This window comes from uncultured Parabacteroides sp. (assembly GCF_947855115.1).
In the GTDB taxonomy this organism is placed as follows: Bacteria; Bacteroidota; Bacteroidia; order Bacteroidales; family Tannerellaceae; genus Parabacteroides.
The window spans coordinates 70,448-92,806 of the sequence record NZ_CANTZW010000017.1 but is presented as its reverse complement, the minus strand read 5'-3'; the positions used below and the strand labels follow the sequence as shown (position 1 = coordinate 92,806).

Annotated in this window: 24 protein-coding genes; 7 read left to right on the top strand and 17 right to left on the bottom strand. The window is 43.6% G+C overall.

The genetic code is table 11. The annotated features are described in order from the left end of the window. Positions 1-476 precede the first annotated feature (476 nt). From Q0110_RS11695 to Q0110_RS11680, 4 genes are all read left to right on the top strand, one after another. The gene (locus Q0110_RS11695; RefSeq protein WP_297906330.1) at positions 477-1,019 is read left to right on the top strand and encodes a lipocalin family protein; all 543 of its coding nucleotides are present in this window, start codon (positions 477-479) and stop codon (positions 1,017-1,019) included. 81 nt (positions 1,020-1,100) lie between these two features. After that, the gene (gene mscL, locus Q0110_RS11690) at positions 1,101-1,523 is read left to right on the top strand and encodes a large-conductance mechanosensitive channel protein MscL (RefSeq protein WP_297906329.1); all 423 of its coding nucleotides are present in this window, start codon (positions 1,101-1,103) and stop codon (positions 1,521-1,523) included. A gap of 76 nt (positions 1,524-1,599) precedes the next feature. After that, entirely contained in the window at positions 1,600-1,821 is a 222-nt protein-coding gene (locus tag Q0110_RS11685) for a hypothetical protein (RefSeq protein WP_297906328.1), read from the top strand. Positions 1,822-1,964: 143 nt separating this feature from the next. Further along, positions 1,965-2,801, top strand: a complete 837-nt coding sequence (locus Q0110_RS11680) for a head GIN domain-containing protein (protein WP_297906327.1) — start codon at positions 1,965-1,967, stop codon at positions 2,799-2,801. A 13-nt stretch (positions 2,802-2,814) separates the two neighbouring features. Here Q0110_RS11680 and Q0110_RS11675 read toward each other — a convergent pair whose 3' ends face one another. The 8 genes from Q0110_RS11675 to nrfH form a co-directional block, all read right to left on the bottom strand. Next, positions 2,815-4,530: an ATP-binding protein gene (locus tag Q0110_RS11675; RefSeq protein WP_297906326.1), complete on the bottom strand. Its 1,716-nt coding sequence runs from the start codon at positions 4,528-4,530 to the stop codon at positions 2,815-2,817. Positions 4,531-4,691: 161 nt separating this feature from the next. Beyond that, complete coding sequence (locus Q0110_RS11670; protein ID WP_297906325.1) at positions 4,692-6,032, bottom strand: sigma-54 dependent transcriptional regulator; 1,341 nt, start codon at positions 6,030-6,032, stop codon at positions 4,692-4,694. A 58-nt stretch (positions 6,033-6,090) separates the two neighbouring features. Continuing rightward, complete coding sequence (locus Q0110_RS11665; protein WP_297906324.1) at positions 6,091-6,756, bottom strand: Crp/Fnr family transcriptional regulator; 666 nt, start codon at positions 6,754-6,756, stop codon at positions 6,091-6,093. A 59-nt stretch (positions 6,757-6,815) separates the two neighbouring features. Continuing rightward, positions 6,816-8,108 carry an alginate export family protein gene (locus Q0110_RS11660; protein ID WP_297906323.1) on the bottom strand — a complete coding sequence of 431 codons (1,293 nt, stop codon included), beginning with the start codon at positions 8,106-8,108 and terminating at the stop codon, positions 6,816-6,818. Positions 8,109-8,124: 16 nt separating this feature from the next. Then, positions 8,125-8,919, bottom strand: a complete 795-nt coding sequence (ccsA, locus tag Q0110_RS11655) for a cytochrome c biogenesis protein CcsA (RefSeq protein ID WP_297906322.1) — start codon at positions 8,917-8,919, stop codon at positions 8,125-8,127. A gap of 1 nt (position 8,920) precedes the next feature. Further along, the gene (locus Q0110_RS11650) at positions 8,921-10,111 is read right to left on the bottom strand and encodes a cytochrome c biogenesis protein ResB (protein WP_297906321.1); all 1,191 of its coding nucleotides are present in this window, start codon (positions 10,109-10,111) and stop codon (positions 8,921-8,923) included. 2 nt (positions 10,112-10,113) lie between these two features. Beyond that, positions 10,114-11,598: an ammonia-forming cytochrome c nitrite reductase gene (gene nrfA / locus Q0110_RS11645; protein ID WP_297906320.1), complete on the bottom strand. Its 1,485-nt coding sequence runs from the start codon at positions 11,596-11,598 to the stop codon at positions 10,114-10,116. Between the two features lie 18 nt (positions 11,599-11,616). Next, positions 11,617-12,207, bottom strand: coding sequence for a cytochrome c nitrite reductase small subunit (gene nrfH / locus Q0110_RS11640; protein ID WP_297906319.1), 591 nt, complete (start codon positions 12,205-12,207; stop codon positions 11,617-11,619). Between the two features lie 101 nt (positions 12,208-12,308). Here nrfH and Q0110_RS11635 point away from each other — a divergent pair, with 101 nt between their 5' ends. Continuing rightward, a complete protein-coding gene (locus tag Q0110_RS11635; RefSeq protein ID WP_297906318.1) occupies positions 12,309-13,142 on the top strand; it encodes an OmpA family protein in 834 nt (277 codons plus the stop codon). Between the two features lie 61 nt (positions 13,143-13,203). On the opposite strand, the gene Q0110_RS11630 is transcribed toward Q0110_RS11635, so the two are convergent. The 6 genes from Q0110_RS11630 to Q0110_RS11605 form a co-directional block, all read right to left on the bottom strand. Beyond that, complete coding sequence (locus Q0110_RS11630) at positions 13,204-13,755, bottom strand: MshD (RefSeq protein ID WP_297906317.1); 552 nt, start codon at positions 13,753-13,755, stop codon at positions 13,204-13,206. A gap of 1 nt (position 13,756) precedes the next feature. Beyond that, the gene (locus tag Q0110_RS11625; RefSeq protein ID WP_297906316.1) at positions 13,757-14,302 is read right to left on the bottom strand and encodes a hypothetical protein; all 546 of its coding nucleotides are present in this window, start codon (positions 14,300-14,302) and stop codon (positions 13,757-13,759) included. A gap of 180 nt (positions 14,303-14,482) precedes the next feature. After that, a complete protein-coding gene (locus tag Q0110_RS11620; protein WP_297906315.1) occupies positions 14,483-15,706 on the bottom strand; it encodes a sugar MFS transporter in 1,224 nt (407 codons plus the stop codon). Positions 15,707-15,714: 8 nt separating this feature from the next. After that, positions 15,715-16,065 (bottom strand): L-rhamnose mutarotase, encoded by a 351-nt coding sequence (locus tag Q0110_RS11615; protein ID WP_297906314.1) that lies wholly within the window; start codon positions 16,063-16,065, stop codon positions 15,715-15,717. Between the two features lie 43 nt (positions 16,066-16,108). Beyond that, positions 16,109-16,735: an NUDIX hydrolase gene (locus Q0110_RS11610; protein WP_297906313.1), complete on the bottom strand. Its 627-nt coding sequence runs from the start codon at positions 16,733-16,735 to the stop codon at positions 16,109-16,111. Between the two features lie 10 nt (positions 16,736-16,745). After that, complete coding sequence (locus Q0110_RS11605) at positions 16,746-18,209, bottom strand: DUF4153 domain-containing protein (RefSeq protein WP_297906312.1); 1,464 nt, start codon at positions 18,207-18,209, stop codon at positions 16,746-16,748. 344 nt (positions 18,210-18,553) lie between these two features. Here Q0110_RS11605 and Q0110_RS11600 point away from each other — a divergent pair, with 344 nt between their 5' ends. Then, positions 18,554-18,982: an Hsp20/alpha crystallin family protein gene (locus Q0110_RS11600; protein ID WP_297906311.1), complete on the top strand. Its 429-nt coding sequence runs from the start codon at positions 18,554-18,556 to the stop codon at positions 18,980-18,982. A 124-nt stretch (positions 18,983-19,106) separates the two neighbouring features. Here Q0110_RS11600 and Q0110_RS11595 read toward each other — a convergent pair whose 3' ends face one another. Further along, complete coding sequence (locus Q0110_RS11595; protein ID WP_297906310.1) at positions 19,107-19,856, bottom strand: DeoR/GlpR family DNA-binding transcription regulator; 750 nt, start codon at positions 19,854-19,856, stop codon at positions 19,107-19,109. A 216-nt stretch (positions 19,857-20,072) separates the two neighbouring features. On the opposite strand from Q0110_RS11595, the gene Q0110_RS11590 reads away from it, so the two are divergent. Then, positions 20,073-20,585, top strand: coding sequence for a 5'(3')-deoxyribonucleotidase (locus Q0110_RS11590; protein WP_297906309.1), 513 nt, complete (start codon positions 20,073-20,075; stop codon positions 20,583-20,585). A gap of 84 nt (positions 20,586-20,669) precedes the next feature. On the opposite strand, the gene Q0110_RS11585 is transcribed toward Q0110_RS11590, so the two are convergent. Together Q0110_RS11585 and Q0110_RS11580 are read right to left on the bottom strand one after the other, a co-directional pair. Then, the gene (locus Q0110_RS11585; protein ID WP_297906308.1) at positions 20,670-21,449 is read right to left on the bottom strand and encodes an SGNH/GDSL hydrolase family protein; all 780 of its coding nucleotides are present in this window, start codon (positions 21,447-21,449) and stop codon (positions 20,670-20,672) included. Next, a complete protein-coding gene (locus tag Q0110_RS11580) occupies positions 21,436-22,329 on the bottom strand; it encodes a glycine betaine ABC transporter substrate-binding protein (protein ID WP_297906307.1) in 894 nt (297 codons plus the stop codon). Before Q0110_RS11580 ends, Q0110_RS11585 begins: the two co-directional genes overlap by 14 nt. Between the last annotated feature and the right edge of the window lie 30 nt (positions 22,330-22,359).

Below are 22,359 nucleotides of genomic sequence, written 5' to 3'. Positions count from 1 at the left end.
TAATGCTATAAAACATAAACTCCAAACATTTCCGGATTTATTTTTCAAGTTTTTTTTCCGGGACTTGATTGGTTATATAACGTACGTACTAAATATATATCCACAATTTAAATATAACCATAATATTCCTACCCTATTTTCGCAATAAGGCATAAGGCATAATCTGACATAATTATACGGCCATATCACCTTAGAAAAAACACGTACATGTTTTCCCAAAAAGTCGTACATGGTTTTCAAAAAAGTCATACGTGTTTTTTCAAAAATATGTACGAATTGCTAACACACTGATTTACAAAAGAAAATATCAGATATTAAATGGTAAAACTATCAAATACTCATTTCTGACATACCCAAGCTCTCCCAATCACATAGTTAAAGCATAGGTTATCAAGAGAAATAAAAACTAAAAATATGAACGTTTTCAAACTTTTTAGAGGCTCTCCATGTTTATTAAGGGATAAAAATAAAAACCTATGCGATTTAAACTAATAGGCCTCATCTATTTTATAATGCTGTGTAATTTATCTTGCACTCAACGTATTATAAACAAAGATACTGTCCAAACTTTCGATTTACACCGCTATATGGGGAAATGGTTTGAAATAGCACGCTTTGATCACCGCTTTGAGCATAATCTCGTAGGAGCTACCATAGAATACTCATTTCTCCCGAATGGAGATATAGAAGTCATTAATAGCGGATATTGGGGTAATTTCTCCGGTTCCTTCAAACGAGCGAGGGGTATAGCAAAAATAACGGATCCGACATGCCCCAGTAAATTGAAAGTGTCTTTTTTCATGTGGTTCTACGCCGAATACAACATTATGGAAATTGATAAGGATAATTACTCATACGCCCTTGTAGGCAGTAATACCTCAGACTATCTATGGTTGCTTAGCCGGACACCTACGCTCCCTGAAGAAGCGATTCTCTTTTTATTGACCAAGGCAAAAGAACGAGGATATAACACATCTATGCTCAAATGGGTCAAACAAAAACATGAAAATCAAAAATAATCTCACCAAAAACGACTATGAGCATTGGAAATATTCTACTTATAGCTAATTTTGTTGTCATAATATAAAAAACGTTGTCTTATGAAAAAAATATTACAGGAGTTTAAACAGTTCGCTATGCGAGGAAACGTAGTGGACATGGCAGTAGGTATCATTATCGGCGGCGCTTTTGGTAAGATCGTATCTTCCATCGTAGCAGATCTTATTATGCCGGCGGTAGGCTTATTAGTAGGCGGCGTAAATTTCACGGATTTAAAGATAACCTTAAAGCACGCTATAATGGAAGGAGATAAAGTAGTCTCTCCGGCGGTCTCCATCAACTACGGGAATTTCATACAGGTGACATTGGATTTTATAATCATAGCTTTCGCTGTCTTTTTACTTGTCAAGGGTGTTAATGCTTTAAGCAAAAAGAAGGAAGAAGCCCCTAAAACTCCATCCGCTCCTCCGGCAGATATCCAATTACTTACCGAGATCAGGGATTTACTGAAAAATAACAAATAAACACCAACCTTATCGGTCGGCTTTCTGTTTCATAACTACAAAAATGAATGTTTTAACTCATAAAAAAGTAGTAGTTATGAAAAATGTATTATTTGGTTTAGCTGTAGGTGTAGTTGTCGGTTACGTACTCCGCAGGATGGAAGATCAGGGACAGTTTGCCTGTTTGGAGAACGAGTTTCATGGCCTGACAGACAAGGCGAAGAAAAAAGTAAAGGATGTGGTAGACACAGGTAAAAACCAGGTCGAGTACGTCAAAGACAAAGTAGAGCATATGGTTGAAGAGCCTAAAAATAATTAGGATCCTCCCCCGGTTTATTAGGGATAAGAAAAAGAAGCTATCAAAAAAATCAATGATAGCTTCTTTTTTTTCATCTCAGATGTAACGTTTTTTCAACTCCATTCGTCTTATAAAAAAAGACATAAACTAAATTATATTTCACTATGAGAACAAAAATAATAGCTTTGCTCGTGTTGATCACCTTTTGTATAATACCGATCAACGCAAAAAAGGTAAAAGGGAATGGAGATACAATCACGAAAGAAATCTCCGTAAGCGAGTATTCCGCGATAAAAATAGGCTCAATCGCCATAGGATATAGCGACAGTTGGTTCAACCTATTTAACCGTGGAGGAAACTCATCGTACGATTTTGGGTATGCACAAGGAGAGCCAGCATCTTTACGAATCACGATCGACGAGAATCTATACCCTTACCTAAATATCCAAGTCAAAAACAAAGAACTTTCAATCTCCACGGAAAAAGGTACACAACTAAGCCCTACCCAACTTAAAATAGAAGGTACTTCCAAGAAGCTGGAAAAAATCCAAATGTCCGGTTGCATGGACTTTGTCTTGAGAAGTGCCTTACACGGAGATGAGCTGGAGATTTCCGCCACAAAAGGTAGCGACGTGAAAATGGACTACCCCGTTAATGTCTCTACTTGCATAATCAAAGCGACCGGCGGTAGCGATATTATCGTCAACGACCTTTCCACTCGGATTATACAGGGCCGGGCAAGTGGAGGTAGCGACCTAAAACTAAAAGGGAAAGCGGAGAATGGCGAATATTCCGCCTCTGGAGGTTCAGACATCAAAGCTTATGATCTTATATTAAATCAGTTGGAATGTTCCGCTAGTGGAGGTTCCGATATTTATACCCACGTAACCGGTTATATCAAGGCATCGGCAAGCGGTGGCAGTGACGTACATTACAAAGGTCCGGCAAAATCGGATACATCCACTTCCGGAGGAAGCGATATCATAAAAGAGGGTAATTAAACACCCTCTTTTTTCAGACATTGAATCGTATGATAAAAGTACTACCCTTCCCTACCGCGCTATCCACAGAAAGTGTTCCTCCATGAGCCTCCACAAAGTCTTTACTGATAGCCAACCCTAAGCCACTTCCTTGTACCTTCGTTCCGGGTACACGGAAATACCGATCGAATATACTTTGATGATACCGGGGATCAATACCCTTTCCAAAATCTCGCACATAGATTTCCAAGACATGATCTTGTTGGCGGGCACCGATTATAATACGGCCATTCTCCGGGGTATAATGAATGGCGTTCGACAATAAGTTTGTCAAGACCCACGCGATCTTCTCGCTATCCACGAAAAGTTTGGAGATCTTCTCCGGATATTCCACCTCTATATGGCAATTGAAACGGTCGGCTTGTACTTGGTTTGCCTTTATCGCATATTCGATCAACTCGATCGGTTTGGTTATTTTCGGGCTTAACTGTAGCTTACCAGTCTCTACTTGCGTCATTTTCAACAACTCACTGGTAATTCCCAGCAACCGGTCACTACTTTCCCGGATACTCTCCGCTAGCGCCTTTTGCTCATTGTTCATAACTCCCACACGGGTATCTTCCAATAATTTCAGGCTCATCATGATCGCCGCGATCGGAGTCTTCAATTCATGAGAGATCGTTGAGATGAAATTGGTCTTGGCTGAATCCAACTCCTTAAACTCCGTAATATTTTTCAACAAGATCACGTCGCCCACATACTTCTCTGCCTCGTCATTCTCTGATACACGGATCGGTATATACTGCACCTGAAAATAACTTTCCTTATTATCCGCATAAATTTTAAGCGGCTCTTTCTTATCGCCTGGCTGGATCAACTCCCGAACCAACCTGCGAAGCAAGTCGTTCCGCAAGGACAATTCCGAAGCGGATTTCCCGATCACGTTCTCACGTTTGAGATTCAAGATCGTCAAGGCCTCGTTATTGGCAAAAAGGAGCTTACGATCCCGATCCAATCCGATGATCGGTTCCGTAATACTATTCACGATCGCCTCAATGTATTTCTTTCCTTGGATAATATCTGCCAACGTACTTTTCCGGTATTCCGTGAGTCGCTCGGCCATTCGGTTGAAAGACTTCGCAACATCCTCGAATTCATCATACTTCGCCAAATCCAAACGTTTCTCGTAATTATGGTTGGCAATCTCCATGATACCATCCGTCAACATGCGGATAGGAGTATTTATAGAACGGGGAAAACGTATCAAAAAAGCGAAAGCGATCACGATGCAAGAGAGACCGATCCCCCAAATCCAGAACAAAGCCTTCTGAGAGGTAGATTCCGCCACTTGGCTTTTCCTATAGATAGAAGCCATATTCAAACTCATGACTTGATTTAAGGCAAGACGTACACGACGAATATTCTCCTCGTTGCGTTCTTTCAATAACCGCTCATATTGAGAGACCAAGCGAGAAGTCGCCACATTCTCATCTACCTCTGTGATATTCTTTTTCTGCAACCCTAGGTTTTTCTCAAAATCGGCTTGAGCGGTAGGATCACTATCGATTCGTTCCAACGCATCCAACATCCGGCGGGAATAGAGCAAAGAGTTGTAATTATCGGCTAATATATTCTTTGTGTCGGCAGACATATCGGAGATGTTCTTTACCGACAAACCTCCCAGCAAGACGATCATGGCAAACAACAGTCCGATTCCATACCTTAGTTTTGTTTTAATCTTCAGGCTCATAGATAATATATTTAAGCAATTATTATTAAGTCTACGCTCAACAAAGATAAGTCATTTAACGATATCTTATACTGAGAAGACAGGGATCCACCATCTTCCAAAAAACGGAAAAGCGGCAAGGATAAAAACAAGGACTTGTAAGGAAAAAGCGGGATCTGAGACTAAAGCCCGTACTCCTCGATCTTCCGGTAAAGAGTAGTAAGACCGATCCCCAAGAGGCGGGATGTCTCGGTTTTATTACCTTTTGTGTATTTAAGCACTTTCTGGATGTGCGTCTTCTCAACGCCACTCAAGTCAAAACCACTATAAGACTCCGCATCCGTAGCGGAGGAAGTTTGCATATTCAAGGGAAGAGCATCCAAAGTCAAGGTATCTCCATCAGCGATAATCAAGCTGCGTTCTATTACATTACGCAACTCACGTACGTTACCTTTCCAAGACCGTTTCTTCAAGGCATCTATATATTCAGGAGAGATCGTCCGGATATTTTTCCCCATCTTGGAGGAAAAGGTCGAGACAAATGCTTTTATATGAAGCGGGATATCCTCGATTCGCTCGCGAAGCGCCGGAAGATGGATCTGGAAGACGGAAAGCCGGTAAAACAAATCCTCCCGGAAATGCCCTTGCTCGATCTCTTTCTCTAAATCGCGATTGGTAGCGGCAATGATACGTACATCCACTTTTGTGGGTTTCGTATCGCCGATCTTGATAAATTCCCCGGTCTCAAGGATACGGAGCAGTTTCGCTTGCAAGTCGAAAGCCATCTCCCCGATCTCATCCAAGAAAATCGTACCTCCGGACGCTTCCTCGAACAACCCCTTTGTCTCTTTCAAGGCACCTGTAAAAGCTCCCGCTTTATGGCCAAACATCTCGCTTTCCAATAAATCCCGGCTAAAAGAGGAACAATTGATAGCGACAAAAGACTTTCCTTTCCGGGAACTATGTTGATGGATGGATTGGGCGAAAACCTCTTTTCCCGTGCCGGTCTCACCGGTCAACAGAACGGGAACATCCGTAGCCGAGACTTTCTGAGCCAACGCTATCGCCGCTTGGATAGCAGGCGATTTACCGACGATCGTATCAAATGAATATTGCCTCCCGACCGGAGAAGACTCTTTCTTTTGTGTTTGATAAGCGGCAGAGGCTTTCTCCATCGCCTTGGCTACCAAAGGAATGATCCTATTATTATCATCTCCTTTCGTGATATAATCGAAAGCCCCATTCTTAATGGCCTGTACGCCATCCGGGATATTACCATGTGCCGTAAGCAGGATAACCTCGGAAAGAGGACGAAGTTTTTTTAAGTCCGACACCAAATCTACGCCATTACCATCCGGCAGGAATACATCGCACAATACCACCTCCGGCGAATGTTGTTCCATCTGCCTTAACCCGATCTTACAAGTAGCGGCCTGCAAAACCTCATATCCCTCCAAACCGATAATGCGTGAAAGTAAACCCAAAATCTGCTTCTCGTCGTCTATAATTAAAACTTTGCCCATATACCGGAGTTATTTATTTGGGCACAAATGTACGCTTTTTACCTTTTTCTCAAAAGCATTAAAGCATACATGTTAACGCCGCTTTATTCAAAATCGTCACCTTTTTCCTTGAAATACTGATAAATCCCTCATCCACCAATCTCCCGATCTCCTTTGATAAAGCCGGTCGGGTAACACCAAAATACTCCGCTAACTGCTCTTGGGTATGTTCCAGTTCCACGATATTCGAATCTTTCTGTTGATGCTCGAATAGATAATAAATAAAACGATTCCGGATACCGCGGAACGAAAGGACTTTCAAGCGGGTCATCGTACATTTATTACAACTAGTACTGACACAAAGGAAATTATGCAGGAATAGCGGTATCGTATGCATCAAGGTGAAGACAGACTCTTTGGAGCCCTTGAGCAGCACCACATCCTCATCCACGGTAAAAGTAGCGGGGAATTGATTTTTCTCGGAAAAAATATGAGGCGTGGCAAACGTGCGTGGAGCCTGTATTGTCTCCACGCGCACGATATTTCCTGATACGTCTAAAACATCCACATTCAATTTTCCCTTCAATAAGACATGAAGGGCATCACAAGTCGTTCCTTGATGAATTATGGTTTTTCCTTTCGGATGTTCCTCTACTGTATATTCAAGCTTATCTAAAAACTCTTCCTGCATCTTAAGCGTAAAGTTCTTAAAAAGCGGGATCTTAAACATATCGGCTATATCCATCGTATCTTGTTTTGAAAAAAGGCTTACTCCTGCAAATATACCTCTTTCCTTGACAATTGTTACCATTTGGTCGTGAATATAGTTGGATTAATATTTATTGATAACCAACCCCAATCTTGCCAATGAGACGGATTTCCTCCCTTCACGGCTTTCATAGTATTCGTGCCCAACATCGTAGAATATCCCGCAGATAATTTCACGTCTTTCATGATTACCCAATCCACTTGGAAATCCAATTCTGAACCTAAACCTTTACTCAATTTATCATTACCTTCATACACGTCGCTTGTGATGGAGAAATAATGATAGGCCAAAGACAGATTCACCTTGGAAACGGGTTTATAAGCGACATTTACCTGATTATCCCATAAACCAGGATTCAAATCATTGGCGAAAGAGGAGGCGTAGAAATAATCCATGGCACCATAAAACTTATGATGGGTTCCGTACAGAGGATCAAATGCCTTGTATTTCCCGTCGGCACCCTCCGAGCCACTCAGATAATCACTGCCTATACCGATCTTCCATTGCGGATCGATTTGGTAAGCGGCGTTTACCGCCCATAAGAAAGCGGAAACATCTTGTCCGGTTTTCGTCTTGCCGAATTGATAATAGAAAGTACCGCCTACCGTCCAGTTGCTAGGCGTATAGATCAGGTTCGTCCCTAAGGTTTGCAAGTATTTTGTATCCGAGTTTTGTTTCTCGGCATCACCACCTTCTATACCCAAGTTCATAAACAAGAAAGAGGCATTAAAACTCTTGTCGAAGATATGCTTATACCAAAGGGTTTGCATCGTTTTATAGGGTTGCGCACCCGGAGCGTAATACGTTCCTCCGATCTTTTTCTCATCATTCTGGTTGAAAGCGAGAATTAAATGCAGTTGGTTATTCGTGTTCTCGTAGCCCAGTTTCAACGCGTCATGATAACGGCCGGCCACATTCCAATCCAACGCTCCCATGATACGCTCATCATCATATACCAAGGATTGACGACCAAGCTTAGCGAAGAAACCCGATCCGAAATCCAGTTTCGCCCACGCCTCATTCAAGATAAAACGACCATTCTTATCGATCTGAGGATCCTGTCCCCATACGCCAACATGTTGCGCGGACAAACCGATAGACAAACGATCCCGCTCATATCCCAAAGAAAGGCGGGCACGGTTATTGATAAACCCGGTAGACTCGGCATCTTTAGGCCGGGGGAATAAGACCCCGTTCCGGTACTCGGCTCTCGGACGTATCTGCACCTTCATCGAGAACGTATTCTCTTTCGTATTTTGTGTTTCTTCCGCTTGCGCAAAAAGGGCCACGGAGAGCAAGCCCGCTACTAAAACAACTAGTTTTTTCATATACCACTGATTTTAATTAATCCATATTATAAGTATGCACACTATATCCTTGCGCAGAAGGTAGATAGTTCACGCCAACCCAACACACCTGCAGCAAGATAAAAGAGAAAACCAAAAGCCCCAACGCCGCTGAATAACGCAAGCGATGGCGAAGGCGATAATGGATATAAATCAAGTACCCCAACCAAGTGGCAGCCGCCCATGTTTCCTTCGGGTCCCAATTCCAATAATGCCCCCATGCCTCCTTAGCCCATAAAGCGCCGAACAGCATCCCTATCGTGAGAAAAGCCATACCGACATACACCAAGTTATCGCATAAACTCATCATCCCCTCGTCAATCCCCTTCTTCCTCACACGGACTAGCAGGTAAATGGCGATAAGGGCAGCGGCACCCAGCATGGCGTAAGAGAACATATAGACAATCACATGTGGGGCGAACCACGGGCTTTGCAAAGCGGGCATTAAGGTCTTGTTATGTATCTCCGGCTTAAACAAGTTGACACAGATAAAGACAAAAGCCAACAATGTACTAAAGGAAAGTATCCATTTATACCGCCAACGAACGTAAGTGATCACACCGGCCACCGGCAAGAAGAAAGAATACCACAGACGAGTCTCGCCCATCGTCCGCAAGGGCGGTCTCTCCAACGAGATCCACATCCCTACGATAAAAGCGGAGAATATAGTCAAGCCTAACACGGTCCAAGCGACAGCCCCCTTGGAAAAAGAAGGACGGTAAGCCAACCATGCCCCACCTATCCAGCAAAGTAACGCCGGAGCGGCGAAATAAATAAAGTAACTCCAATCCATACTATTCTTTTTTTACGGGAGCGGACAGGAATAGCCCGATCGCCCCGGCTATCATCATTAAGATCCCCGTATAAACGATCGGCAGCCAAGGGTCTCTTACCAGCTCAAATACGCTCATCCGGCTCCATTTACCTCTCGTCTCATCATAACTCAATTGGTAGATTTTCCATCCGGCGATAGAGAGCGGCTTATTCACTTCGATACACGCCTCCTTGGTTTGTTTATCTTTCGTATAGACCATCACGTCCGAGGCAAAGCGTTTCGGCTCACGTTCCGGCATTACCATGCTAACCGCATCATCCAGTTGGAGCGATATGTATGGAAAGATATAGCTACCACAACTCACCCAACCTTCCTTCTGTCGTCCGGTATGCTCGTTACGGGCTTTCACGTATAAAGCGGTGGTCGCTCCCTCGGAGTGAAACTCCACGAAGTTTACCGTATCCTGCCCCATCACGCAAGCCGCCATCGGTAGTGAACGGGTAACCTCAATCTTCCAGCCTTGCAGGTTTCCGGCTAAGGGAGTCTTCTCCACCAATATATTCTCGGGTTGCTTTTCAGGAAGCGCTTTTCCGGTCGTATTGTCGATCAGCATTAATTTAGGAGGATATTCATCAATCGTAAACGAACGAAGCTCGATGGCGAGCGGTAACTCTATCATCTCATTCTTCTCGTCCGAAGCCCTCCATTCGGGGTTCTCCAACGGAACCGTCATCCGTAAACGACGTAAATCCCCGTTTCCCAAGATCGCCGCCAGCAGCGTGATGAATAAACCGGCATGATTCAGCATAAACGGAACATCCCGCCAGCGAAACGAAACGATACGCTTCAAAGTGACAAAGCCCAAGACAAACAAGAAATAGAGAAACAGCAAGACAAAAGGCCACGACATCGTAATCCGCTCGATACCCGGACCCACAAATCCCATAACCAGCACGACCGACAAAAGAGCCGACAAAGAGGTAATGCTCGCCGTTAACCCGGAAAACCACTGGACAACCGTGATTTTCCGGCTAACAACAAACCCTATACATAAAACCAACAGAAAAATCAATCCTCCGGCCACATTCACCGGATACTGGAACAACCCTGCCTGAACCGGGCCTGTGATCCGTTGCAAGCCAAATCCCGTAATCAGTAAACCGATACAGATGGCCCAGCCTTCAGCATATCCCCAAGGTTGTTTCCACATAATCAAATGTTCTTCGCTAAACGATTATTCTCTTGCGCCTCTTTTACCCATCGCGGAACGATCGTATTCTGGAATTTCTCCTTAGCGGTACGTTCAGCGGCCATATCCAAACCGATATATTGCTGAGCCTTTTCTTTCGTAGAGAAGTCCGGCATCGGAACATCATCCGTATAACCTAATTTCGCTAACACCTTCGCTGTAGCCAGACGAGCTTGCATCGCCTTATCCAATCCATTGCCTAATATCCTTTGAATCTCTTGCGGAGCGTGGAACGCGCCTCCATGAGAAGCCACGCCGAAATCCCAACGCCATTGCGCCTGACGGATCAGTTTCAATACGTCTTTCATCTGATCCTCGGTAGCTCCCTTATCCCATGCGAACTTCGCCTCGATATGTGCTTTCGCCAGCTCGGTCTCTAAACGGTTACGCATCTCGTTCGCCTTATTCTGACGCTCGTACACATTATTACGTAAGGTCTCCTCACTCTCACGGTGGCAAACCTGACACGTACGGTCGATCATAGCCAACGGGCTTTGGATATGATGATCACTATATTTCACGCCACCCTCGCTCTTATACGGCATATGGCAATCGGCGCAAGATACACCCCGCTGCGCATGGATACCCATCTGGGAGATCTCATAATCCGGATGCTGTGCCTTTAAAATAGGAGCACGGCTTAGCTTATGCGTATAATCGGCGAAACCAACCTCATCATAATAAGCCTCCATATCCTCGACCGTAGAACCTTTATCCCAAGGGAAAGTCAAATACTTACCATCGCCCTTGAAATAATATTCCACGTGGCATTGCGCGCAAACCAAGGAACGCATCTCTTGTTGAGTCGCTTTCGTAATATCCTTGCCTTGACGCTGGAAAGCCTCGATCAAAGCCGGACGACTGATATGCAGGTTCATATTCTCCGGCTCATGACAATCGGCGCAACCGATCGGGTTCACGATCTCTTTACCCAGAGCCGCCCATTTTGCCTTATAAAAATTATCCACGCCCATCGCTTGCATCATACGGGGAACATCCGGGCTTTTGCAAGTCCAGCAAGTAGCCGGTTGAGGCCCCTCGCTTTCCGTCATCGGAGCGCCCACACGCAACGTGTTACGCATATCCTCGATTGCGTGCATATGCCCTCTCGGGGTAGAATAATCCTTAGAGAAAGCGTAACCGGCCCAAAGGATCACCATTTCCGGACGAGCCTCCAGCACATCGACCGCTTGATTTCCATTGTATAGACTCTTGAAACTCGTATCTGCCGTAGCCTCCCATGTCTGGTACTCACGCGGATAATTCGGTTCGAACTTATCATTACGAGCCTCGATCCCTGTAATCTCCGTCTTCTTATTATTCATTACGCTAGTGACCTCCGCATGTCTCTCGTTCACGGAAGCAGCGATCATACCCAAAACAAAAACAACGACCATGGTTCCTCCAAACAGTAACCAACCTTGCCATGATTTTAATTTCTTTTCCATAACTATACTGATTTATTATTATTTACTTAGCATATCTTTTAACCAGCCCGGCGATACGGACTTCGGATAAGGCACCAACGCGTTCGGCGTAGAAGACAGGCTGTTTGTTCCTCCGTGCGGCACTTCACGGTGGCAATCCCAGCAGGCTTTCCCTTCTCCTGTCATAGCCATCTCATGATCGATCCTCCCGGTATTCACGAATTCCGTATTCAATTGCGTGTGGCAACGAATACAGTTATTCATGATCACCTCTGCGCTCTCGTCGATCGCCTGTATCACTTGCGGTTCGCCTCGCATCATGAATACCGAGGCGTGGCGCATTCCGTCCATACCCTTGAAGAACCACTTCTTCAAGGCGTTCTCGTGCGGCACATGGCAGTCGTTACAAGTAGCGTTACGGCTGTGCGAGCTATGATTCCATGTAGCGTAATAAGGACCCATGATGTGGCAATTCACGCAAGTAGCCGGGTCGTCGGACAAATAGGTCCACGTCCGGGAAGCATATAAGGTATAAGATCCCAGCCCGCAAAGAACACCTCCGGCTATGATAGCGGCTAGTTTCCAGGTTCTTGTAGGGAACAGCGTTTGCATTATCTCTCTTATTTTCATACCGCTGATTCTTTAATATTGGTTTATGAGACACAAATATCCTAAACTTGTGTGTGGGAAATTGTAATAAATATTACATTGCACGAAATTTTATGCGTAAAATGAAAAAGTTGTTATTTATCTCGGTCTCCGCACTCCTTTTATGTTCTTCGTGTGTGAGTAAAAAGAAATACCTCCTTGCCGAGAACGGCCGGTTGGAGGCGATCGGACGTGGCGACGCCTTGAAGGAGGAATTGATTAAATGCAAGGACGATAACGATGCGCTCAATAACCGGATCGCCGCCTTGATAAGGGATACGACCACCCTAGGACGTGACATCCGTAATTATCAAACCATGTTGAATACCAATATGGGTGAGCAGGACAAGCTGAATGCCTTGTTACAGCAAAAGATGAGTGAGCTGGACGAGCGTGAGCGTACCATCAACGAGCTACAGGATATGATGAACGCACAGAACGCAAAGGTACAGAATTTACTAAGTAGCGTGAAAGACGCTTTGCTGGGTTTCAACAGCGACGAGCTGACCGTGACCGAGAAGAATGGCAAGGTATATGTAGCCATGTCGGATAAGCTTCTGTTCCAATCGGGTAGCGCAAAGGTTGATAAACGAGGCAAGGAAGCGTTGGCTAAGTTGGCCGAGGTATTGAACAAGCAAAACGATATAGACGTTTATATAGAGGGTCATACGGACAGCAAGCCGATCAATACCGCCCAATTCAAGGATAATTGGGATCTAAGCGTGATCCGTGCGACTTCCGTAGTGCGTATCCTTACCAAGGATTACGAGGTGAATCCGCTACAGATACAACCTTGTGGTCGTGGGGAGTTTATGCCGGTCGCAGATAACGAGACCGCCGACGGACGTAGTAAGAACCGCCGTACGGAGATCATCATGGCTCCGAAGTTGGATAAGTTAATGCAGATGTTACAGTGATAATGATATTGTCAAGCTCCGGGTATTATCTACTGCCGGAGCTTGGCTAAAAACATTCCGTTCACTCTTCTAAATGATAGACAACACACCGATACCTCAGTTCCGAAGGTTTACAAGGAATCCATACATCCATATCCTCTCCATTTACAGAGCGAATTATATGGAGTAGAGCCGTATCATAAATATCCGTCCTTTCTCCGACAGAAACCGATCCACTTTGAGCGCACGACCGGATATGGAACTGAATATCCGCAAGATCATATACCTCAGATCTAAGATAAGGATAAAAACCTATTATTGAACTCAATGTATCCTCCCAAACCCAAAGACTATTTCCATCATCCTGATACGTATATTCCGTCCTTACCACATAGGACTTATAGATGTAAGAACCCGTATAACCAAACTCATCCCCTACGTTATAAGGCAAACTTCCTTCACTAGTAGCCAGCTCATGCGCAAGAGTGAACCCTATAATATCCAAGGTATCACCACTTACGATCTCTATCGTCGGTTCAGAATGCAAATCATCCTTACCGAGATCCACCACTCGTGAGCAAGCCACATTAAGGCCTATCATAAAAGCCAGACATACAACTATTAAATGTCTCATATCATTTTATATTTTTTAATTGATCAGAGTCCAGTCGAAGATAACACCATTGTAACTCCTCCGGTCGCATAGGAAGCCAGCGATCGATCTTTTCTCCATCCGAATTCTTCTCTACATATATTAAATAAGTACACGCCAGCACTTGCTTCTTATCCTTTTGCACGCCAAACGTACTGATAACAAAGCCATGCGAACTCAAATCCTCCGAGAATCCCACTTTCTCATCCAAAAAGTGTCCTATACCTATATTATAAATGCTATCTTCCAATAAAACTACCTTTGCCTCATACGAGAAATAGAGATAAGAAGCATTCATATCAAACTCTCGCGAAACAGTCTCCGGCAAGGTTCCCCATTTTGCGTCATATACTTCACAAGCCGTGAAACCCTTCACCAATATGGAATCCACCTCAGAGTCACCCCCTAGATGAATCGTATCCGGCCTTGAGTATAAAGTCACAGGATTAGAGATTTTAACCTCATCATCCCCACAACCAGCCAGAAATAGAGCTATAAACAACCCACACAAAAACAAACCTTTATTCATATCCACTCTCTTTTATTTTATTTAAAATGAAAACGATATAGATAAGCAGATATTGCTTGAACGTAACATTTACCCCATGAAACCCATGCCTTCATACACAAGCCATATAGGTTTATTATCTGTTCACGAACTAAATAGCAAGCTATGAACAATGAGGATGGGGCGATGCCCTGCCCTCATTTACCGATTACATTTGATAGCGAAATACAAGATATACAAGAAAGCGATCAACGGGACGATAAAGCCCAGCGCCATATTCTCCTCGCCAATATATCCCATCAGCATCGGACTGAAAGCGCCGCCGGCGACTCCCATCACGATATAAGAAGAGGCTTTCTTGGTATAAACACCCATACCTTCCAGCCCCAAGGCGAAAATCGTAGGGAACATGATGGACATGAAGAAAAAAGATAAATAAAGAGCGTATAGTGAAAGCGTACCTACGGAAACCACCACCAAAGCCATACAAACGGCACTCAACAAAGAATACCAAGTCAGCAAACGGCCCGGAGCCAACCACTTCATCGTAAAACTACCGCTCAAACGCCCGATCATAAACAAAGCCATTCCACCAAAGGCCAGAATACGAGACGCTTGCAAATTACTGATGCCCGGGTCTATCTCCGTCACATAATTAATAAAGAATCCGAAGATTCCCGTCTGCGCGGCGCAATAACAGAATTGGGCGACCACGGAACGTACAAACTGCCTACGTTTCCATATGGAAGCAGCGGGTTTCTCCTCGACAATAGCGGGCACCACCTCCTCTTCTTCCGGCTTAATCTCCGGCAACTTCGTGAAAAAGAAAAGCAACGCCACGAACAAGACGATACCACCTACCAAAATATAAGGTTTAGCCAACGCCATCGAATCTCCCTCCGGTGCCCCGAATATCAACAAACCACCCACCAAAGGCCCCAATATCCAACCTAATCCATTAAAAGACTGGGATAAATTCAGCCGTTGGGCGGCAGAAGCAGACGGCCCCAATATCGTAGCATAAGGATTCGCTGCCGTCTCCAAGATACAAAGTCCGCAAGCGATCACAAACAAGGCGATCAGGAAAGGCGTAGCCGAATGCAAGAAAGCCGCCGGAATAAACCCGAAAGCCCCGATAGCAAACAATAACAAACCCATGATAATCCCTTTCCGGTATCCGTAACGTCTCATGAACGCCCCCGCCGGCAATGCCATCAAGAAATAAGCGATATAGGTAGAGAATTGTACCAAGCCGCTCTCCGCCTTGGTCATCGTGAAGACTCCTTGAAAATGTTTGTTCAACACATCCAAGAGTCCGTGGGCGAATCCCCAAAGCAAAAACAAACTCGTGATCAAGATAAACGGGATCAAATAAGATTTCCCTCCCGGGGCAGCAACCAGCGATTGTTTCTTTTGTTTTTCCATCCTTCCGTTTATTTACTTGCTCCCGGCAATTTAAACATACATTCCATCAACTGCCATTTCTCGGACGAGGAGCTTCCCGGAGCGGCCTTCTGGTACTTCGCCACGAAGTCCTCCCATTCCGCTTGTCTATTCATTGTCGCCAAACGGGCGAACGCCGTGTCCCAATCAAAATCATCCGGTGTCTCCACGATCATGAACAACCGGGTTCCCAAACGGTAAATCTCCATATTCAAGATCCCTACCGCACGGATTCCTTCCGGTATCTCCGGCCAGATATGTTCCGGCGAATGCCAATAGCAATACTCTTTTATCAACTGCTCATCCTCTTTCAGATCCAAGGTCTGACAATATCTTTTCATAACATTGTTTTTTAATAAGGTCGTAAAGGTACACAAAGTATCCTTAATCCAGATAAACATCCCCTCCCGGATGTTTATAATACGTATACATTTGTCGAAGTTGCTCCGGCAGCACACGCTCCAAGGACAACAGAGGCAACTCCTCCAATTTAAAGAAGCCTTTCCCCAAGATATCGAAAGTCTCGGTAAACGACCCGCCCTTTAACTCGCAAAGGATAAAAAACTTATATACATAATAAGGTATAGCGGGATGCGGATGCTTGCTCATATCCATTACAGCCAACAAGCGAACCGGGAGCACATCCAAACCCGTCTCCTCCTTCACCTCTTTTGCCGCCACCTCTTTCGGGGAATATCCCACATCGCTCCATCCTCCGGGCAACGACCAACATCCGTCCGCTTTCTCACGGACTAGTAAGATCTCGTCTTTCTCGTTAAAGACCACGGCACGGATATCTACTTTCGGGGTCACGTATTCTTTAGCCGGGCGATAACCACTCGCCACATCCTCTGGCTTTAACCCGGCAGCCAAAGCCGTTATTTCATCGCTTAAACGACTTAATTCCTCATAACGTTCCGTATCGTACTCGCTTAATGAATAAACCAACCCGGTCTGCGACAAGGCCCGTATACGCTGGGCCAATAAAATCAATTCTTTGCTCCTTGACATATAACTTATTCTATTGTTTTAAATAATACGCACCCAATATATAACTAATATGATCGACGGAATCTCTCCGTATATTTATCGCCTCCAGAATGACAGCGGATGAGTCCAGATCAATCCGAAGAAGATCGGGGTACACGGATTCTGGGATCGAGTCAAGTCGTGAAAGCCCGACTTTCCGTAATTGCCCGTCTAAAAACTCATCATACGATCTCTGATAGACCAAACTTCCCTCTTTGTCATAAATCGTTATCGTATCATTCTCGGCCCGTAACAGCGCAGTATCATTCGTCTTATAACTCTGTAAGCTCTCCATCGTATTATATCCCCGGATGTTGACCGGCTTATCCGAGGAGATGTGAATATATTCCACGCCCAAATCTTTTCTCATCGGATAATTCCCCCGTGACGTCTGAGAGATACGTTCAATATCCTTGGCCGTTATCCCTGGAATATAAGTTACGCTAGCCAATAAAAGGATTGCCCAACAAACCGCATATAAATAAGAAGCCCAACGCCTCACGAGGAATAAAACGACAGTCCCGGTCAATATCAACCCCACGACCACCAAATAGACCCTTGGTTCGGTAAATCCATATTCGCGGATCCGGTAAAGCGTACCTACCCAAAACATCGCAAGTGCCGGAAGTACGGCAAGACTGGCATGGTCATAAAACCAATCGTAATACCTCCGGGATAGAAAGACTTGACATCCTTTCAATACAAACACCGCAAACGTAAAACTTACTACTATAGAGGCGACCGCTCCCTTCGGTAACGACCACAAAACAACGATCTTGACAAAATATAAATACAAGATCACCGCATAGATAAGCAATGCCGGAGAAAGCACATAATTCAACAAAATATCAAACAGCTTACTCTTGGAAGGAAATCCCGGTCTCTCCCTTCGCTCGTTAAACATCAAGAACAATAATGGGAAAATAACGCTAAACACAACAATAGCCGTATAAGTGATTATTCGTTCTGCCTCATCTTGCCAAATTTCAAATATATATTGGATCGACTTATAGATTGATCCCGATAATAGATAAATAACCACAGAAAGCCCGCCCGCATATAGAAGTGACCGAACGAAAAAGAGCGTATTCTCTACAAAACGCTTGTTGTCTTTCATCCACCCGCTCCCCAAATAAACGAGCAACGCTATGATCAACGAAACCAGATGCCTGGAAGATAACAACGGTTCTAGGGGTACCGCCAAAAAAGGAAGCCACAATAACACCGAAAAGAAATACAAGAAGCGCTTCTTCATCTCCGAGCAACATCCGCCCAAGGCATAAGCCAATAGAAATACAACCGGCATATACTGTAATACCATATCGAAATAACCGCTCTTACTCTCATAGTCATAGCATCCCATCACACAAGCTAAAACCGAAAGTAACACTTCTACCGGATGGCTCCGTACCGCCGCCTTCATCCGCAAACCAAATACTACTATCTTCTTTTTCATAGAATAACCGATTTACTATAAAACGCTTAAAGATAAAAGTTATTATTCTACCCGCCATTCTATCGTGCCAATATAACGTAAATTATGCCAATATTACAGATTATCATTTCACGGTATTTGATCTTGCTTTTATCAGATAGCACTCCTCTCTTTCTTACCCTCCGAAATACAGGCTATTCATACATGGGTTAAACCTTATTCAAATTCTTTTATCCGAGTTAACACGCACATTATCAGATTGGCACACCATTTGAAATATGCTAAGTGAATCCGAAATAAAAAAGACGGATTCAAGAATGAGAATAATAAATAGAATGTTTAACTAATAATTGGAGGACTGTATTATGACACCGATGAGAAGAAGTCAAAATTGGTTACCGTATGTATTCAATGATTTATTTGACAACGACTGGATGATAAAAGCAAACTCTACAGCTCCAGCCATCAACGTGATAGAATCCGATAGGGATTATCGAGTTGAGGTAGCCGCTCCCGGTATGACAAAGAACGATTTCAACATCAAGATCGATGAGAACAATAACTTGGTCGTATCTATGGAGAAAAAAGAAGAAAAGAATGAAGATCGGAAAGAAGGACGTTATCTAAGACGCGAATTCTCTTATAGCAAATTCCAACAAACCATGGTCTTGCCCGATAACGTAGAGAAAGACAGGATCGAGGCGAAAGTTGAGAATGGCGTCTTGAGTATCAGCATACCGAAGAGAACCGAGGAAGAGACAAAAATGGCCGAGAAAGTAATCGAGATCAAATAATCTCGATGTACATCCTTGAGTAAATACTTAATGGCTTGTTCTATATGCGTACCGTTTGCAAATAGAACAAGCCATTATGATTTTAAGAAAAAACGAACACAATCCTTGGATACTGCCTCTTCATTTATAATACCTTATATGAATATTTAGGCCAATTTTGCTCGATATAATCAACTTTATCATCTTCTGTAACAATGTAATCTATCTCCCCCAAGGAAACAACTCGATAAGCCCTTGCCGTATTTAACTTATACCCATCCGCAAGAATTATACTTTTAATGCCTCGTTCAATCATAGCCCGTTTTATCATAGCCTCTTCTCTGTCGGGGCATGTCAGCCCTTTCTCTGGATGAATATCACTTATACCCAAAACGACCCAATCCGGAGTAATATTTTGCAAGGCTTGGTAAACAGACAATCCGACTGTCACTTGAGAGGACTGGAATACTTTACCTCCTAAAAAATTAAGATCTACTTTGGGGTGGTTAACAAGCTCGTTAACAATAGGGAAACTATTCGTAAAGATCGTAAGCTCAAAGTCTTGTGGTATTTGACGAGCCACTTCAAGATTGGATGTTCCACCGTCCATCAATATAATATCCCCTTCTTTAAACAGAGGTATTACTTTCGCCGCTATACGTTGTTTCACAGAAATAGCCGTATTCAACCTTTCGGTATATTTTATCGAAATACCGGATTTAGCAATCGCACCTCCATGCACTTTGGTCAGTAAACCTTTATTATCCAACTCTGTTAGATCTCTTCTCAGAGTATCATCAGAAACACCAAGTTCTATGCTAAGGGCCGTAACATAAATACGGTTTCCTTTACTTATCTGGTTTAGTATGTATTCGTGTCTCTCTTCTTTCAGCATAACTACGCATATTTATTTGCATTATTCCGCAAAAATACAGATATTCATCAAGAAAAGATATATTTTTTGCGGTTTTATAAACCCATATGCGGTTTTATTCAGTTTTTCTAATTAGATAATCAATAGGAATAATAAGCGCTGGAAAAAAACGCATCGCATATGCCGAAGAGATTTTTCTTAAGATTGTTAAATAATAATAATTAAACAAATTTGAGTATGCAACGAGTATTAGTAGACATGGACGGAGTTTTAGCGGATATCTATCCACATATGCTAGACTATGAATACAAGGAATCAGGTATAATGCTAAACAAACAGGATATGTATGGACTATTAGAAGAAGAGGCTTTTCCTTCATTCCCCCAATTTATCAAAAGCAAAGGTTTTTTCCGTACCGCTCCTGTAATCCAAGAAAGTGTAGAAGGCTTGAATTATTTAAACAATAAATACGACCTATTAATAGTCTCTTCCGCAACCGAATTTCCCAACAGTCTAAAAGAAAAACACGATTGGCTAAATGAAAATTACCCTTTCATATCGTGGAAACAAATGATTTTCTGCGGTAGCAAGGATAATATCTGCGGTGATATCATGATTGATGACCATATCAAGAACCTTAATTTTTTCAAAGGACGTAAAATCCTTTTCACCCAGCCACATAATGTCCTTATACATAATACCTCAATAGAAAGGGTTGACAACTGGAGAGAAATCATGAATCTATTGTAAATACACCAAGCTGAACAAGGCGGGCTTGTCCCCTTTTGCGGAGATACCCCGCCTTTCTTTCGGATAGCGTGTTTCTCGTTGAGACTAAAAGCTTAAAACCTTACGAATCGCCTCCCCCCAAAGCTCTCCTAACCGGGCGGCGCCTTTCTCATTCGGATGAAGATAAAATATCCCCGCATTACCCTTTTCCGCTTGGAAATCCGTTAAATGATTTTCCTTAAAGTAATCGAATCCCTTCGTATCTCCCAGAAAGACTTGCCCGGGAAAACGAGACGCATAATAATCGACCAATCTCTGTATTTGCGGATAATACTCTTGAAGCCTCTGTAGACCTTCCTCCATATATTTAGCTCCATTATATGTATTCGGGCTATACCACAGAGGACGATGTACCACGACACGGCAATCTGGGTATAAAGCCAGCAAACGATTGATTATCGTTTTCAGATTCTCATAATATCGCTCTGGCGCTACCGGGCAACCGTTCGTTCCTTCTATCGCGCTATCATTCGTTCCCAACATAATGGAGAACACTAAATCTGCCCATGTCTCGTCCTTAAACTTATCGGCTGCATGTACGGCCCAGGGGAAGAGTGTATTCGTCTCCGGCAAATAATCCACGGTAGTACAACCACTTTGTCCTCTATTGGAATATCTGACCGAAGCGATTTCCGGACATTTACTTAAAAACAACGCAGCCTTTACGGGAGGCGCGTCATGGGTTGGTTTCGATAACCCGGCACCAAATGTAATACTATTTCCGATAAACACGATGTTCACGTAACGCTTATCGTTGGCGACCGAAGCGGACCAACACATAATAACTCCTATTAAAATACAAACGACTACCCTAATTCGTCTCATGGTTCTTATTCAATTGATTATCCTGCGAAGGTAAGAATAAATTGATTATCTCGGAATGTTTCTCCAGCCAAGCACGGGCCGACCGCGATTCCGTACGTGTTCCGTCCTCCATATAGTACATCAATTCGCTTAGTTGCTCATCGGTTAATTTAAAGTTCTTGAAAAAAGAGGCCGCATACGGATCTTTCTCCGAGAATCCTTTCGTCGCAATAACCTCTATATGTTCAGAATCCCCGAATTCCCCTTTTGGGTCTTCCAAGAATTTTAACGGATAACGTGAGAACATCCAATGGGGTGTCCATCCGGTAACTACGATCCATTCATTCGCGTCGATCGACTTCTTCAAGAAAGCGACCATCGTAGCTCCACTGGAAGATTTCAAGTCAAAATCCAAAGAATACTTTTGAACCGCCTTATCCGTCGAATTCATCAGACCTGCGCCGGCATCGATCCCAATAATCTCACCCTTAAATTGATCTTTATGAGCATTCAAATCCTCGATCGAACGAATTGTTACATATTCCGGGACTACCAAACCCAATTTCGCATGGTCATAAACCGTTCCTAGCGTCTCTAGACGGTCACCGTATCGTTCCATATAATCCGCATGGGTCACCGGAAGCCATGCGTCCATGAACACATCCGCTTTTCCAGAGGCAACGGAAGTAAAGATCGGAGCGATATCCGCATTTTTTAATGTCACCCGGTAACCTTGATCTTCTAATATCACTTTAGCTAAATTAGTCATGGCGATACCTTCTGCCCAATTAGCATATGCTATCGATATTTTCTTTCGATCCTTGTTATTCACACAACCGGAAATAGATAATAATATCCCTAAACATACACAGCACTTAATAATAATCGTAAATCCTCTCATATATATTCCTTTATTTTCTCATGTTCCCTA